The organism is Beduinella massiliensis, assembly GCF_900199405.1.
Classification (GTDB): domain Bacteria; phylum Bacillota; class Clostridia; order Christensenellales; family Aristaeellaceae; genus Beduinella; species Beduinella massiliensis.
Genome location: NZ_LT963430.1, coordinates 1,230,947 through 1,247,223 on the forward strand (window position 1 = coordinate 1,230,947; position 16,277 = coordinate 1,247,223).

Consider the following 16,277-nt stretch of genomic DNA (forward strand, 5'->3'; position numbering starts at 1 on the left):
CTATGCTTTGTGCATGGAATCGACCTGCTTTTTTTAGAGCGATTTTGCCGATAAAGCATATTTGATGGCGATTTGTGAGCGAATCTATCATTTATTAACTTTGAAAATTATGGAGCAAAGACTTCGCTCTCCATAATCGATATGTGGGAGGAAAGCATCATGTCCTTAGAGCACAACCCCAATATCCCCCGCCCGGAGCATCCCAGGCCCGATTTCATGCGCGATACCTTTCTGAACCTGAACGGCGTCTGGCAGTTTGCGTTTGACGACGCCGACGAAGGCGTGCGCGCGGGCTGGCAGCAGCCCGGCACAAAGCTTGAGGGGGAAATCGTCGTTCCCTTCTGCTATCAGAGCAAGCTGAGCGGCATCGGCCCGACGGACGCGATTCATCCGATCCTCTGGTACCGGCGCGCGTTCACGGTTCCGCAAGACATGAAGGGACGCCGCGTGCTGCTGCGCTTCGGCGCCGTGGACTTTGAGGCGGCGGTATACGTAAACGGCCAGCAGGTCGGCGCGCATAAGGGCGGCTACACGCCGTTTGCCATCGACATCACGAACGCCCTGAAGGACGGAGAAAACGACCTGTGCGTGCGGGTCGAGGATGCCCCCGACTGCACGCAGCCGCGCGGCAAGCAGTATTGGCGCGAGGGGCTGATGGGCTGCTGGTATACCCCGGTGAGCGGCATCTGGCAGACGGTCTATCTGGAGGCGGTGGGCGAATACGCGCTGCGCCAGATTCATGTGACGCCGGATATCGACCAGCACATGATGACGGCCGAAATCGCGCTGGACAGGATTCCCGCCGGGGAGCTCGAGCTCGAGCTCACGATCTCCTTCGAGGGCAGCGTGTGCCGCGTCGTCCGGCTGAATACCAGCGACCGCATCACCCGCGTGCCGGTGGACATGATCGTGCGCGGCGACCTGGATCCCGTACACCTGTGGGCCCCGAATAGCCCTGCGCTGTACGACCTGAAGGTGCGCGTTTTGAAGGACGGCGAAGCGGTAGACTGCGTGGACACCTACTTCGGCATGCGTAAAATCGAGGTGCGGGACGGCAAGGTCTACCTCAACAACTGCCCCATCTATCAGCGGCTGATCCTCGATCAGGGCTACTGGCCGGATTCGCTGATTACCCCGCCCAGCGACGAGGCGATTCAGCAGGATCTTCGCTATACCAGGGAGTTCGGCTACAACGGCGCGCGCAAGCATCAAAAGCTGGAAGACCCGCGCTATTACTACTGGGCGGACAAGATGGGCGTGCTCGTCTGGGGCGAGGTGCCCAGCGCGTACGACTTCACGGATGAGACGGTGCACAACCTCGCGGACACGCTGCTCGATTTCATCGATCGCGACTTCAACCATCCCTCGATCATCGCGTGGGTTCCGCTCAACGAGAGCTGGGGCGTGCGCCTGATCTACAACGATAAGCGCCAGCAGGCCACGGCGCGCATGCTCTATCACATGACCAAGTCGGCCGACGGCACGCGCCTGTGCTCCTCCAACGACGGCTGGGAGCAGGTGGAAACCGACATCTGCGCGCTGCACGACTATGCGGCCGAAAAAGAGGTCATGGCCGATCACTTCGCGAACCGCGAGGAGGTCGAACGCCACGCCTGCGACTGGCGCCCCTGCTACGCGAAGGGCGAACAGCCCACCGGACGGGAAGCCTTCATGGTCACGGAGTACGGCGGCATCGCCTTTACGAACGTGGGCCTGCAGGGCGAGATGGGCGGAATGGAGACCTGGGGGTATCACGGCAAGGTGACGGACGAAGAGAAGTTCTTCGAGCGCTTCAAGGGCGTAACCGACGCCATCCGCGAGATTCCCTACTGCCAGGGCTACTGCTACACGCAGCTCACCGACGTCATGCAGGAGATCAACGGCCTGCTGACCCCGGATCGCAGGCCCAAGGTCGATGTGAAGCGCTTCGCTTCGCTCAACAGAAATCCGTTGGGCCGCACCAATCAGGTCATCTGAAGACCTAAAAAGTGTACGATTTGTGCCATCCAAAAGAAAAAGCCCGCCGGAAGCATCGGGCGCGTGGATGCGCCAGATGGTTCCGACAGGCGGTAGACATAAATCGTACACGTTGTGAAGCTCCCTGCCGCTCGGGTGAGCGGTGAAAATAAAAGGAGGTACCCCAAATGAAAAAGTCTTTGGCAATCGCACTGTCCATGATGCTGATGGTGCTCTGCCTGGCGCCCGTCGCGCAGGCGGCGCCCGTCGAAATCGACTACTGGTCCGTGTTCACAGGCGCTGACGGCGCGACGATGCAGGGCATGGTCGATGCGTTCAACGCTTCGCAGGACGAGGTGCACGTCAACCACACGCCGATGACGGCGGACGACCTGTATCAGAAGATCCCGATGACCGTGCAGACGGGCACCGGCGTGCCGGATGTGACCATCGTGCACATCGAGCGCATCCCGAACTTCGTGGAGCAGGAAATGCTCTACTCCTACGACCTGGACATGCTGGCTGAGAACGGCGTGAAGCAGGAGAACTACAACGCGGCGGCGTGGGCGCGCTCCGACATCGACGGCGAGCACTACGGCATCCCGCTCGACGTGCACTCCTACGTGACCTACTACAACAAGGACCTGTTCGACAAGTACGACCTCAACGAGTTCGTCGAGGACGGCTACCTGACCTTTGACGAGATCAAGGCGCTGGGCGACAAGGCCCGTGCGGCCGGCTGGGAAGGCGACATCTTCAACCTGGGCTGGATGCGTGCGCAGGTGCTGGGCTACTATGCGCAGCTCAACGGCAGCCTGACCGAGGACGGCGTCGCCCCCGCGATCAACAACGCCGACATGAAGAAGGTCTTTGAGACCATGAAGGATCTGTGGGAAGGCGGCTACACCACCGTCAAGAACACCGACTACTCCTCCAAGTTCTACGGCGGCGAGCTGCTGGTCTGGACCGAGGGCATCTGGATGAAGGCTGCGGCGGTCGATGCGGGCATCAACTTCGGCATGCTGCCGGGCGTCTGCTACGATCCGGCCAACGCGAAGAGCTGGACCTCCTCTCACAACTTCGTGCAGTTCGTCGACGAGAACCGCACCGAGGAAGAGGATGCGGCGGTTGCCAAGTTCATCAACTGGATGGGCGAGAACTCCCTGACCTGGGCGAAGGATGCCGGCCAGTGCCCGGCGCACCTGTCCATCAACGACGTTGCCGAGTTCAAGGATATGCCGCAGGCGTTCCTCGCGGATCCGGAGCGCGCCGATGAGCTGGCGATCTACTCCTACCAGTACTGGGGCCTGTTCGATACGGCGATCTCCCGCGTCGGCTGGGACTTCGTAGACGACACCATCTCCATCGACGACGCGCTTGCGCAGGTCGAGCAGGAGATCAACGACGCGATCGCGGCTCAGTAAAACCGATTTCAGGCTATAGCACGCGCAAGGCAGGGGTTTCGCCCCTGCCTTGCGCTGGTCAGAAAATGACGTGCCTGTTTGAACTCAGCAGAAAAGAGGTGTCGTGATGACACGTTCCAAGGTGGCGGCGCTGCTGGCGCTGGCTTTCATCGTGTTATTCTGTTTTTCCGGCGTGACGGCGACGACGACCGTCAAGGAAACGGCAGCTGCGGTCGAAATGTCGATGCCGAAGGTGCTCTTTTCCCTGTCGAGCGCGAGCATCCTTTTTATTCCGCTTTCCCTGTGCGCCATGATCGGCGCGTTGATCGCGCTGCTTCGCAAGCAGGACAACGTCGGAATGCTCTTCGCCGGAATTTCCTGTGTATGCTTTGCCCTTTTTATGGTCTTCTTTTCCCTGGAAAAGGTCAACCCTTCCCTCTACACGCCGATCAGTGAACAACTGAAAGAGCTGGGCGTCAAATTTAAAAAGCGCGAGGTCGAGCGCATCTTCGTGAACTTTCACCCGATGACGTACTTCGCGCTCGCCTGCGCGGCCCTGACCGCCATCGTGGCCAAGCCCTCCTACAAGACGGACAGCGCCCGCCGCGCGCTCAAGCGCGACCTGCTGCCCTACGCTTACATCGGGCCGCACCTGTTCTTCTTCGTCATCTTCTTCATCACCCCCGCAATCTACGGCGTATACGCCGCTTTTACCAAGTGGGATCTGTTCAACGAGCCGGTCTTCACGGGTCTTTCCAACTTCAGGACGCTGCTGTTTGACTCGGGCAACACCTACTACAAGCAGCTTCGCAACGGCCTTTGGAACACCATTAAGTTCGTCATTTACTGCGTGCCCTTCTGCATCCTCGTGCCGCTGTCGCTGGCTGTGGCGCTGCACACGCGCTGCCGGGGCAACAAGTTTTATCAGGCGATGTACTACCTGCCCAGCCTGATGTCCATTACGACCGTCACCCTGACTTGGCGGTACGTGTTCAACGTGGATTACGGCATCGTCAACAAGTTCCTTGGCTCCACCGCAAACTGGTTTACGCCGCCCTACACGTGGATCGTCCTCGTCGTGGTTACGGTGTGGTGGTGTACGGGCGGCACGATGGTCATCTATCAAAGCGCCCTGGCCTCCATCCCCACCGACCAGTACGAGGCGGCGGCGGTGGACGGTGCGAACGCATGGCAGAAGTTCGTGAACGTCACGCTGCCTGGCATGCGCTACCCGATGATGTACACCTTCGTCATGGCGGTCGTCGCGCAGTTCAATATTTACGGCCAGCCGCTCATCCTGACGGGCTTTAACAACCAGGAGGCGAACGCCGTGCTGCTGATGTACGTGTACGAAAACGCCGTCAAGAAGCAGGTCGCCGGCATGTCCGCAGCGATGGCGCTGATTCTGGGCGTGTGCATTATGGCGGTCTCCTTCGTACAGATGCGCGTCATGCGCGCGAACGCGCCGGAATAAGGGAGGGGAGAGAAAACCATGGCTGCAAACAAACTGGCAAAGCGGATCGCGTTTATCTTCCTGTTCCTGCTGGGCATCGTGTGGATCGTGCCGATCTTCTGGCTGATCATCAACTCCTTCAAGTACGATTCCGACTTCATTACCTCGTTTGCCAACGTCAAGGGGCCGGTCGATTACCTCACCCGCCTGTGGCCGAGGCAGTGGACCGTCGCCAACTACATCGAGATGTTCGTGGGCGGCGCGGGCACCAACACGACCGCGAACCTGCTGGCGATGTTCAAGAATTCGTTCATCGTCGCCATCGCGCAGACGGCGGGCGTGCTCATCATCACTTCGCTTTCGGCCTATGCGTACGAGCGCCTCAATTTTAAGGGCGGCAACGCCATCTTCTGGGCGCTGATGTACATGAGCATGTTCCCCAACGTCGTGAACCTGCTGCCGATGTTCCGTATCGCGAACGCGCTGGGCTGGGTGAACAACCTGAACGCGCTGATCTGGCCGGGACTTGCGGGCGTATTCAACATCTTCCTCATCCGCAACTTCATGAAGGGCATCCCCAAGGCTTTGGACGAGGCCGCCACCATCGACGGCGCGAACAGCCTTCAGGTCTATACAAAGATCATCCTGCCTTCCATCCTGCCGGTCATGATCGTCGTCGGCCTGTTCGCGTTCAACGGCGCGTGGAACGACTTCCTGTGGCCGACCATCGTCATGACGGACGTCAACAACCAGACGCTGACCGCCGGTCTTCGCCTGCTGATGGGCCAGTACGAGCAGAAGTGGGCGCACATGATCGCCTCCTGCCTGGTTTCGATGATGCCGCCGTTCCTGCTCTACCTCGTGGCGCAGAAGTACTTCCTGCAGGGCATTTCCGTGCAGGCGGGCGTCAAGGGCTGAACCCCGCCGGAACAGCGCGCGCCAATCGGGGGAGACAGGATGTTTCCCCCGGTTTTCCCTGCGGAGCGGACGCTCCGCGAAACCCATGGCGGCCTGCGGGCCGCTTTTTTAGAAGGACGGTGAATTCCGATGCCGAAGTCGCGTGCGGCGAAGACAGGTGCGTTCTGCTTTCTCCTTGTGCTGGGCGTCGTGTGGTGCGTTCCGCTGGTGTTCGCGCTTCTCAGCTCTTTCAAGACGGATGCGGGGTTTATCACCTCGTTTTCGAATCTCAAAGGGCCGTGGGATTATTTGACCCGCCTGTGGCCCAAGACGTGGACGACGGAGAACTACATCGAGCTTTTCACGGGTCAGGGGCATATCAATACGTATTCGGGCATTACCACGATGTTCAGGAACTCGTTCGTCGTCGCCATCGCGCAGACGGCGGGCGTGCTGATCGTCACCACGCTTTCCGCCTATGCGTACGAGCGCCTGCCCTTTAAGGGCGGCAACGCCATCTTCTGGACGCTGATGTACATGAGCATGTTCCCTAACGTCGTGTCGGTACTGCCGATGTTCCGCATCGCCAACGCGCTGGGCTGGGTGAACAACCTGCATGCGCTGATCTGGCCGGGACTTGCGGGCGTGTTCAACATCTTCCTCATCCGCAATTTCCTCAAGGGCGTGCCTAAGGACCTGGACGAGGCGGCGACCATCGACGGCGCGGGCAGCCTCAAGGTGTTTTTCCATGTGATCGTGCCTTCGATCGCGCCGGTGCTGATCGTGGTGGGCCTGTTCGCGTTCAACGGCGCGTGGAACGACTTCCTCTGGCCCTCGATCGTCATGACCGACGTGCGCAATCAGACGCTGACCGCCGGCCTTCGTCTGCTGCAGGGACAATACGACGGCTATTGGGCGCACATGATCGCCTCGTGCATCGTGTCGATGGTTCCGCCGCTGCTGCTCTACCTCGTGGCGCAGCGTTACTTCCTGCAGGGCATCTCCGTGCAGGCGGCGGTAAAGGGGTGAACGCATGCGCGAACGCTCCATCGACGTGGGGAGGGGACTGCTCGTTCTCCTGATGGTCTATTGCCACGTGCTGCAATTCTTTGCGGATACGCAGCTCTTTGCGCTGGCGTCCCGCCTGATCGACGCCGTCAACCTGCTGGCGTTCCCGTCGTTCGTCTTTTTCTTCGGGCGGACTGTCGCGCTGGCCTACCTCAAAAAGCCGTATTTAAAGGCCCTGCCCGGTATGCTGCGCACGTTCGCGCGCACGCTCTGCGCCTTTTACCTTTCCGGCATCGGCTACCGGGTGCTTCGCGAAAACAAGGCGTTTTCCGCGGGTACGGTGCGGCGCGTGCTGACGCTCTCGGATATCCCCGGCTGGTCTGAATTTCTGATTTCTTTTGCGCTCTTCATGCTGCTGACGGCGGTGCTCTTCGGCGGGCTGCGCGCCCTTGCGCGCCGGCCGCTCCTGGCGCTCGCGGCCGGCGCGGCTTGCGTGGCCTGCTGCCTGATTCCTTATGAACGCGTGACGAGCACGCAGGCGGCGCTCCTGATAGGCGGCACGCAGTTTTCGTTTTTCCCCGTGGTCCAGTACGCGCCGTACTTTCTGGCGGGCATCGTGTTTACGGGCGCCTCGCGCGCCGTACGGATGGCGCTGCTCGCGTTGTCGGCAGCGGCGAGCGCTGCGGGTGCGGCCTACGCGGCCATGCTGGGGGGGCTGCCCAGCCGGTTTCCACCGCATTGGGCTTGGATATTGCTTCCCGCGCTGGGGACAGCGGCGCTGTGCGCGCTTTCGTATGGGCTTTGCGCCCTGCGCGCGCCTGCGCTGTCGCGCGCGCTCGAGGTGCTGCGCGGCGCGCTTTCGGGCGTCGGCGGCCGCTCGCTTTATTACCTCGTTTCGAGCAACCTGGTGCTCTTCGCGATGGCGGGGCGGGGCATCGTGCCGCAGCTCTCCAGAAAGAGCGTGCTCCCTTTTACGCTGCCCATCCAGTCGCCCCTGGGCGCGCTGTGCTGGACGGCGGTGCTGCTGCTGGCGCTATCGTTCGTGGCGTCGCTCGCCGGGCGAGGCACAAAAAGGGGGCAGGGCGGAACGCACGGCCCTTCGGGCGTGGAGTAAGCGGAAGCTCTGCGCTTTGATCGGAAAAATTTAACGCATTGAAAAATTGTGGAAGGTGATGAACATGAACGTGAAACGAAACGCCTCGCTGCTAGCGCTTTCCCTCTGCCTGCTCGCACCGTCGGTCCGCGCGGAGGCGTATGAGCCGCTGCCCCTCAAGGACGTATCGGAGGCATCGGAGCGGTTTTATCAAAACCCGCTGCCCGTAAAGGACATCGGAGATCCATTCGTACTGCCCACGCAGGACGGATATTGCGTCTTTGCGACGGGCGGCGTGATGGGTTTTAACGTCTGGCGGAGCGAAGGCCTCAGGACGTTTGAGAAAGAAAAGGCGCTCAAAAAGCTCTCCTGGGCCGCGGGAGATTACTGGGCGCCGGAGGTTTATGCCTATGACGGCCGCTACGTGATGCTTTACACCGCGCGCTGGGCGGAAAACCAGAGCCTGCGCGTCGGCATTGCCTTCGCGGACGAGCCGCAGGGCCCTTATACCGACCCGCTGGAGCGGCCGCTCTTTGACTTCGGCTACGCGGCGATTGACGCCACGCTTATCGTGGACGACGCGGGCATACCCTACCTGATCTACTCGCGCGACTGTTCGGAAAATGTGGTGGAGGATCGCCACGAGAGCCACCTGTATGGCGTAGAGCTCGCCAAGGATCTGCTCTCTACCGTCGGCGAGCCGGTGGCGCTGACGGCGCCCGATGCACAGTGGGAGACGCAGTCCGGCGATTATCGCTGGAACGAGGGCCCGGCGGTCGTGCGCCGGGACGGAAGGTATTACCTCTATTACAGCGCCAACTACTTTGCGGGCAAGGAGTATTCCGTGGGCGTCGCGGTCGCGGATCATCCGCTGGGGCCGTATGTGAAGCAGGAAAACAACCCGATTCTGGACTATGTGGAGGAGGACGGTCGGGTGCTGGTCTCAGGCCCCGGCCATAACAGCTTCTTCGAGTCGGGAGATGAACTGTTTACAGCCTATCACACGCACACCTACCCACTTGCGCCTTCCGGCAACCGCCAGCTCTGCGTCGACCGCGCGGGCTTCCACGCGGACGGCACGGCTTTTATAAACGGCCCGACGCTCGCGCCGCAGCTGTTGCCGCTTTCGCAGCTGGGGCTCGTGAATCACGCGCCGCAGGCGAAGGGGGAGGACATCAGCCTGCTTATTGACGGCGATACCTGCGTCTCCGCCGCCTCGGCAGCCTATGCCTGGAAGGGCGCTGAGGCGGAACTCGTCTGGGATACGCCGGTCGACGCGGACATGATCGTGCTCTATCCGGCGGGCGGTGCGCTCAGCGGGCGCGTCGTCGTAAACGGCGCTTACGAAGCCCCCTTTACGCTGGGCGAGGACGTCCAGCCGGGGGAGAGCGCGGCGCTTTACTTTGAGAAGACCGCCGTACAGAGCCTGCGAATCGAACTGGACGCGCCGGGGGCGCTTGGCGAAGTTCTCGTGATCGGAACGCAAGGGGCGTCGTAAATCGAGCCGGGCGGGGCGTTTTCCTCCGAAAAATCCACAGAATTTTTCGGGAGAAAACAGATCCCGTCACATTCGCGCAAAAGGAGCTTTCATTCTGCATGAGGCCATCGCGAAAGCCGATGGCCGGGAGTCGGATGGTTTGATCCATCCGGCTTTTTGTATGCACAAAGCGGCAGCGTGCGCAAGCGTCGTGTGTTCGGAAATAGAATTGTTCGGTTACACTTGAGAACGGACTGCTTTTGATGTATACTGGTGTTAACAGGAAATGGAGCTGATTGCGATGTCGGGCGCCGTGGCGGAAGAGGCCGGGCAGGTGTTTTTATGCGTCCGGATAGCCCCCCGGCTTTTTTTAGTGCCTGTGGGCTCCATCGAATCCATCGTCTCCGCGCGGCGGCTCTTCGATGCGCCGGAAAAGGAAGGAATGCGCGTATACAGGCTGTGCGACCTGCTGGGCATACCGGCGAAGGCGGAGGAGGCATACGCGCTCATGCTGCGTTTGCCGCAGGGACGTTTCGGTGTGCTCGTCGAGGAGGCAATGAACCCCATGACGCTCCGCGCAGATGAAATGCTGCGCATGCCGCCGGAGGTAATCGGAGCGGAAAATACCTTTTTGACGGGAATCTGGCTTGCGGAGGATCGGCGGCCCGTCTTTTTGCTGGACATGGAAGTGCTGCTGCAAGGCGCCGTGTTACGACAGGAGGAGGGGGAAGGCATTGCGCATACGCGTTGAGCGTACCTGGTATCCGATCGACCTATCGCGTCTGGTCACGATCCTTCCGGATCCGGACGTGACCCCGGTGCCCAAAGCCCCGGCGGACGTCGCGGGCGTGCTGATCTACGAAGGCTTTCCGGTCGCCGCGCTTTGGCCGGGGGAGCGGACGGAAGAACCGTGCCGCTGCGCCGTGCTGGTCAAAAACCCGAAAGGCGGGCTCTGCGGTTATTTGGGGCAGGAAGTCGACATGGACGGCGAGGCGGAGGAAGAGGTGCTTGGTGCATTTCACTGATGGAGAATTTGATCGGCTCGTATCGTACGTGGAAACAAGGTACGGCATCGACCTGCGAAAAAAGCGTACGCTTGCCGAATGCCGCCTGGGTCTGGAGATGGCCAAGCAGGGCATCGATACGCTGAGCGCATTTCTGGACGGCATCGGGGCGGACAGAACCGACAGGCTGGAGGCGGCGCTGATGAACCGCCTGACGACGAATTATACGTTCTTCATGCGAGAGGACAGTCATTTTACGTTTCTAACAGACCAAATTCTCCCGGAGGTTTCGGGCGGGGCGGATTGCTTCCGCGCGTGGAGCGCGGGCTGCGCCAGCGGGGAAGAGGCTTATACCCTCGCCATGACGCTGCTGGATGCGGCGCAGAGGCAGCCGCTTCCGCGCTGCGAAATATTGGCGACGGACATCTCGGAAGCGGCGCTTGAGAAGGCGAAGGCCGCGAAGTACCCGATCAGAGCGCTGGAACGGCTGCCGGAACGTTGGCGGCAGAGCTATTGCAGGCAGGAGGGAGAGATGTTTTACCTCCGCGAACAGGTGAAGCGCCTCGTAACCTTTCAGAAGATGAACCTGATGACGCCTTGCGCAGGACAGGAGCGGTACGACCTGATTCTCTGCCGTAACGTCATGATCTACTTTGGAGAAGGGGCCCGCAGGCGTCTCGCCGAAAGGCTCTATGCCAGCCTGAAGCACGGCGGCTATCTCTTCGTGGGCCATACGGAGCTGCTCACGCGTGATGAGCAGCGTTTTGCGTACATCTGCCCTGCGATCTACAGAAAGGCCTGAAAAAGATGTCGGAGCTTAGATGTGCGCTGATTGCGGAATCGGCTGCGCTGGAAAGGGAGATCCGGGCTGCGCTCGCTCCGGAGCCCGGAATCGGGGAGCCGTTGCTTCGGCGCAGCGCGGAGGCCGCAGGCGCATTCGACGCCTGGATCTTCGCTGGGCGCGGGCAAGCCTTCTGGGCCGATCGGCGCGCAGAGGTTCAGCGCCTTGCACAGGCGGGAGCGCTGGTGGTCTGCACCTTTTCACAGGCGCCGGAATGGCTCGGCGAAGTCGCCTGCGAAGGACTTTCGCTGCCGGAAAAATCGGCGCACGACGCGGCGCTCTTTCGCAAGGCGCTGGTCATCCGCCTCAAGATGGGCTGCGGAAGGCCTGCGGAACGGCCGGGGATGGGCAGGCCTGAGCGCGCGAGCGGCAGGCTGGTGGGCATCGCGGCTTCGATGGGCGGGCCGGCGGCGTTGCTGTCGGTGCTGCACGGCCTTGGGCCGGACACTTGCGGCATTCTGGTGGTGCAGCATCTGACGCGCGGTTTTCCCGCGCGCTTTGCGGACTACCTGGATGGGCTGTGCGCCATGCGGGTGAAGGAAGCGCGGGACGCGGAAAAAATTGTAGACGGCACGATCTATCTTGCGCCGGACGAACGGCACACGACGGTCGAAAGGCGGCCGGACGGGTACTATGCGCGGTGCGCCCCGGGCCCGCGGATCAACGGCGTGTGCCCTGCGGCCGACTGCCTGTTCGCCTCCCTCGCCTCGCAGGCGGGGAAGGATGCGATGGGACTGGTGCTCACGGGCATGGGCCGAGACGGCGCTGCGGGGCTGCTTTTGCTTCGCCGGGCAGGCGGGATCGGATACGTACAGGAGGCGCGAAGCTGCCCAGCGCAGAGCATGCCCAGCGAGGCGCTGCGGGCCGGCGGCGCGCTCGGCGCTCTTGCGCCCGCGCAGATGACGCAGGCGATCCTTCATTTCTCCCGCACCGGCAGAGTGGAGATTTGACGCGCTCGCCCTCCCGTCAGAGATGCGGAAAACGGAATCATAATTGAAGGAGATTGTGGCAATGAAGCGGGAATGGATGAAAAACATGAAGATCGGGAAGAAGCTGCTGACTTCTTTTCTTGCGATCGTCGTGCTGTATGTGCTTACGGTTTCGGCCGCGCTCTGGGGCATTCATCAGATTTGGCAATCGATGGATACCTTTTATCAGCATTCGTATCAGTCGACCAGCTCCGCGCAGGGAATGCGGGCCGCTATTCAGGGAATTGGCCGGGATATCCTGAGCATTTCTTCGGCGGTCTATATTCAGGACGAACAGGCGTATTTGGAAGAGGCGAAAGAATACGCGGAGCTGATCGACAGCGGCGTGAAAAATCTCCAACGGACATTTTCCAACGAGGAGGTTTTGAATCAGGCGATTGCTTCGCTGGAAGCGGTCGTTCCGGTGCGCGATAAGCTGCTGAATCTTTTGGCGGACGGAAAGAAGGACGAAGCGATCGTCCTGTACGGCAAGGAGTACGAGCCGCTCGCGAAGACCGCGCGCACGGCGCTCAAGGCGGTGGAGGACTATGCAAAGGAGTCGGCCGCGAAATACTGGGAAAACAGCCGGGCGTCCACCTATCGGACTACCGGCCTGATGGTGGCGCTTGCGCTCCTGGTCGTTGCGGCGACGACGCTGCTTTGGTATACGCTGACCCGCATGATCACGAAGCCGATCCGCGAGCTCAAGGCGGCGTCCAAGGAAATGGAAAACGGAAACCTCGAGGTCGACATCTCCTACGAATCCCAGGACGAGCTGGGCGATTTGGCAGACAGCCTCAGAAAGACCGCCGCGACGCTGAAGCAGTACACCTCCGCGGTCACAGAGGGGATGCTGGCGCTGGGCAGCGGCAAGCTGACATACCGCTACCGTGGCGAGTTCAAGGGGGATTTCCGCATCCTGGGCGAATCGCTCGAGCGCATTTCCTCGCTTCTTGGCAGCGCCATCGAGCAGATCGCGAGCAGCGCGGATCAGGTGGCGAGCGGCGCGGACCAGGTGGCGAGCGGCGCGCAGGTGCTCTCGCAGGGGGCTGTGGAGCAGGCGAGCTCCGTCGAAGAGCTGGCGGCAAGCATCAACGAAATCTCGGCTGGCGTGCGTGCCAACGCGGATGACGCCGTGAACGCGAGCAAGAAGGCGGACGGCGTCGGCGTACGGGTAGGCGAAAGCGACGAACAGATGGAGCATATGAACGTCATCATAGGGCGCATCAAGACGGACTCCAACAGGATCACGGAAATCGTCAGAGAGATCGAGGACATCGCCTTCCAGACGAACATCCTCGCGCTCAACGCGGCTGTGGAGGCGGCGCGCGCGGGCGATGCGGGACGCGGGTTCGCCGTCGTGGCGAGCGAGGTGCGTCACCTCGCCTCCAAGACGACGGAGGCTTCCAAGATGACGACAGAGCTGGCCATGGAGACGACGCGCACGGTCGACGAGGGCGCGCAGGCGGCGGCGCGGACCACCGAATCGCTCAAAAAGGTCGTGGAGGGCGTACGGGATATGAACGCGATGCTCGAACGCATCTCCGACGCCTCGATACATCAGGCGGACTCGATCATCCAGATTCGCAGGAGCATCGAACTGATCTCCGAGATCGTGCAGGGAAATTCCGCGACGAGCGAGGAAAGCGCCGCTGCGAGCGAGGAGCTTTCCGCGCAGGCGCAGCTGTTGAAGAAATTGGTGGAGGAGTTTGAACGATGAAAAACGATACCGTCATGATCGTAGACGACGCCCTTTTCATGCGCTCGATGCTCCGAAGGGCGCTTGAGGGCGCCCAGGACCTGGACGTGATCGAGGCGGCAAGCGGGGCGGAGGCCGTCGAGAAATACCGGGAAGGGCGGCCCGGCCTGGTTCTGATGGACATCTCGATGCCGGGCATGAACGGCATTGAGGCGCTCAAGGAGATACGCGGGATCGACGAGGACGCCTGCGTGGTGATGTGCTCCGCCATCGGACAGGAGAACATGATCGCGGAGGCCGTCGCCGCAGGGGCGGTGAGCTTCATCGTCAAGCCCTTCAAGCCGGATCAGATTTTGAAGGCGGTAGAAATGGCGTTCCCTCATCGCAGAAGCGGGGGTGCGTCATGAACGCGTGGGCGCTCGGTGCCGCTGCGCTGGACGCGCTGGCGGAAATCGGCAACATCGGAACCGGCAACGCCATGACCGCCCTATCCGCGATGACCGGCAAGCGGATCGATACGGACGTTCCGTCCATTCAAATTCTTCCCTTTCACGACATCCCCCCGTTGCTGGGCGGCGCGGAGACGGTACAGGCGGGCATCCTGCTCGAAATCGAAGGCGACTTAAACGGGGTCTTCATGTTCCTGCTGAGCGAGGAATTTACCCGCCTGATGCTGAAGAGCGTTTTGGGCGATGCGCCGGAGGACGTGATGCACCTGAGCGAGATGGAGCGTTCGGCCGTATGCGAAATCGGCAACATCATGTGCTGCGCGTACATCAACGCGCTTTCCGGGATGATGAACGTCAAGGTGAACGTTTCTGTGCCGGACATGTGCAGCGACATGGCGGGGGCGCTCCTCAGCGTGCCTATGATTCGCTTCGCGGCGCTCAGCGATGAACTGCTGTTCATCGAAAACCGGTTTCGCATGGGGGCGCATTCCATCGTCAGCCACGTGCTCTTCCTGCCGGACGTCGATTCGGTTCGGTTCATCTTAAAGGCGCTCGGGGTGGAAGATGGACGCTGAAATCATACCGGTAGGCATCGCGCAGGCGGCCGTGGCGGGGCCGCCGCAAAGCCTCGCCGCCTATGCGCTCGGCTCATGCGTGGCGATTTGCCTGTACGACGCCAGGAAGCGGATTGCCGGCATGGCGCACGTCCTGCTGCCTGCGAGCGGAAAGGCGAAAAGCTGCGAGAATCCCTTTAAATTTGCAGATAGTGGCCTGGCTGCGCTGGTCGAGCGGATGGAGCGCGGCGGCGCGATGCGGGGCCGGCTGCAGGCCAAGCTCGCCGGCGGCGCGGAGATGTTCGGCACGCTTTACGCAAAGGGCGAAGGCATTGGGAAGAAAAATAGCGACGCCGCCCTGGCGGAGCTGCTGCGGCTGAACATCCCGGTGGTGGCGGTGGATATCGGCGCGGACTACGGTAGAACCATATTTTTTTCTGCTGAAACAGGACTCTTGAAGGTCAAGGCCGCGCGCCATGGCGAGCGGATCATTTAATGCCGGCGGGAAGAAGGAGCAGTTTGAAGCATGGACAAAGACGGCAAGCGGACGATTTTGGCGGTGGACGACAGCCTGCTGATCTGTCAGCAGATTGAGACGGCGCTCCGTGGAGAAAAGAGCGTCGTCGTCCATACGTCCCATACGGGCCGGGAGGCGCTGGACATGATGAAGCGCTGCGAGCCCGACTTGATCCTGCTGGACATCATCCTGCCCGACATGGAAGGGTATGAGCTGTTCGAGCGGATCAAAGAGCTGGATCACAACAACGCCTCGATCGTCTTTATTACCTCCAAGGACAGCGAGACGGACGTCATTCGGGGATTTTCCATGGGCGCGTGCGACTACATCAAGAAGCCTTTTCGGCCGGAGGAGATGAAGTCCCGCGTTCTGGCGCATCTGGACACCAAGAAGCAGAAGGATGAGCTCAAGCTGCTCAACGAGGAGCTCCGCGCGACGATGGAGCGGCTCAATTCCATGGTGTTCCGCGACGAACTGACGGGGCTTTACAACCGCCACTATGTCGTGGAAAAGCTGGAAAATGAGCTGCACGAGAGCACCCGCCGGGACGCGCTCATCATGGTCGACGTAGACGACTTCAAGCAGATCAACGATACGTATGGGCATGAAGCGGGGGACACCGTGCTGGTATGCATCGCCAGCATCATGGAAAGCATCTGCCGAAAGCACAAGGTCGTCCGCTGGGGCGGCGAGGAGTTCCTCATCGTGCTGCTCGATGCCGATCGGGCGGAGGCCATGCGCATCGCGGAACGGATTCGCGGCGAAATTCGGGAATTCCCCTTTTCCCATCACGACGTGACGTTCTTTTGCACGGTCACGCTCGGGGTCAGCGAGTACCGGAAGGGCGAAAGCCTCCGCCAGAACGTCGAGGATACGGACCGCGCGCTTTACCGGGGAAAGCGCGGCGGAAAGAACTGCTGCATCTTTTACGAACCGGAGAAAGCATGAGGAGGCGGTG

16 protein-coding genes are annotated in these 16,277 nt (G+C 61.1%); all 16 read left to right on the forward strand.

The window, feature by feature from the left end; genetic code table 11:
• Positions 1-159 precede the first annotated feature (159 nt).
• The 16 genes from C1725_RS06190 to C1725_RS06265 all read left to right on the forward strand — a co-directional run bounded on the left by C1725_RS06190 (position 160) and on the right by C1725_RS06265 (position 16,267).
• Positions 160-1,977: a sugar-binding domain-containing protein gene (locus C1725_RS06190; RefSeq protein ID WP_102410780.1), complete on the forward strand. Its 1,818-nt coding sequence runs from the start codon at positions 160-162 to the stop codon at positions 1,975-1,977.
• A gap of 167 nt (positions 1,978-2,144) precedes the next feature.
• Entirely contained in the window at positions 2,145-3,380 is a 1,236-nt protein-coding gene (locus C1725_RS06195) for an extracellular solute-binding protein (protein WP_102410781.1), read from the forward strand.
• Positions 3,381-3,486: 106 nt separating this feature from the next.
• Complete coding sequence (locus C1725_RS06200; RefSeq protein ID WP_102410782.1) at positions 3,487-4,833, forward strand: ABC transporter permease subunit; 1,347 nt, start codon at positions 3,487-3,489, stop codon at positions 4,831-4,833.
• 18 nt (positions 4,834-4,851) lie between these two features.
• Positions 4,852-5,730, forward strand: coding sequence for an ABC transporter permease subunit (locus tag C1725_RS06205; RefSeq protein ID WP_102410783.1), 879 nt, complete (start codon positions 4,852-4,854; stop codon positions 5,728-5,730).
• A gap of 129 nt (positions 5,731-5,859) precedes the next feature.
• Positions 5,860-6,738, forward strand: coding sequence for an ABC transporter permease subunit (locus C1725_RS06210; protein ID WP_102410784.1), 879 nt, complete (start codon positions 5,860-5,862; stop codon positions 6,736-6,738).
• A 4-nt stretch (positions 6,739-6,742) separates the two neighbouring features.
• Entirely contained in the window at positions 6,743-7,831 is a 1,089-nt protein-coding gene (locus tag C1725_RS06215; protein ID WP_102410785.1) for an acyltransferase family protein, read from the forward strand.
• 64 nt (positions 7,832-7,895) lie between these two features.
• Positions 7,896-9,308 (forward strand): family 43 glycosylhydrolase, encoded by a 1,413-nt coding sequence (locus tag C1725_RS06220; RefSeq protein WP_102410786.1) that lies wholly within the window; start codon positions 7,896-7,898, stop codon positions 9,306-9,308.
• 265 nt (positions 9,309-9,573) lie between these two features.
• On the forward strand, positions 9,574-10,038 hold the full coding sequence (locus tag C1725_RS06225; protein ID WP_102410787.1) for a chemotaxis protein CheW: 465 nt from the start codon (positions 9,574-9,576) through the stop codon (positions 10,036-10,038).
• Positions 10,022-10,312 (forward strand): hypothetical protein, encoded by a 291-nt coding sequence (locus tag C1725_RS06230; protein WP_102410788.1) that lies wholly within the window; start codon positions 10,022-10,024, stop codon positions 10,310-10,312. Before C1725_RS06225 ends, C1725_RS06230 begins: the two co-directional genes overlap by 17 nt.
• Positions 10,299-11,093 (forward strand): CheR family methyltransferase, encoded by a 795-nt coding sequence (locus tag C1725_RS06235; RefSeq protein ID WP_346026403.1) that lies wholly within the window; start codon positions 10,299-10,301, stop codon positions 11,091-11,093. Before C1725_RS06230 ends, C1725_RS06235 begins: the two co-directional genes overlap by 14 nt.
• Positions 11,094-11,098: 5 nt before the next feature.
• Positions 11,099-12,082, forward strand: a complete 984-nt coding sequence (locus tag C1725_RS06240) for a chemotaxis protein CheB (protein ID WP_102410790.1) — start codon at positions 11,099-11,101, stop codon at positions 12,080-12,082.
• Between the two features lie 61 nt (positions 12,083-12,143).
• Positions 12,144-13,820: a methyl-accepting chemotaxis protein gene (locus C1725_RS06245; protein ID WP_102410791.1), complete on the forward strand. Its 1,677-nt coding sequence runs from the start codon at positions 12,144-12,146 to the stop codon at positions 13,818-13,820.
• On the forward strand, positions 13,817-14,206 hold the full coding sequence (locus C1725_RS06250; protein WP_102410792.1) for a response regulator: 390 nt from the start codon (positions 13,817-13,819) through the stop codon (positions 14,204-14,206). Before C1725_RS06245 ends, C1725_RS06250 begins: the two co-directional genes overlap by 4 nt.
• Positions 14,203-14,823, forward strand: a complete 621-nt coding sequence (locus C1725_RS06255; RefSeq protein ID WP_102410793.1) for a chemotaxis protein CheC — start codon at positions 14,203-14,205, stop codon at positions 14,821-14,823. Before C1725_RS06250 ends, C1725_RS06255 begins: the two co-directional genes overlap by 4 nt.
• Positions 14,813-15,298 carry a chemotaxis protein CheD gene (locus C1725_RS06260; RefSeq protein ID WP_102410794.1) on the forward strand — a complete coding sequence of 162 codons (486 nt, stop codon included), beginning with the start codon at positions 14,813-14,815 and terminating at the stop codon, positions 15,296-15,298. Before C1725_RS06255 ends, C1725_RS06260 begins: the two co-directional genes overlap by 11 nt.
• Before the next feature lie 30 nt (positions 15,299-15,328).
• The gene (locus C1725_RS06265; RefSeq protein ID WP_102410795.1) at positions 15,329-16,267 is read left to right on the forward strand and encodes a diguanylate cyclase; all 939 of its coding nucleotides are present in this window, start codon (positions 15,329-15,331) and stop codon (positions 16,265-16,267) included.
• The last annotated feature ends 10 nt before the right edge of the window (positions 16,268-16,277 follow it).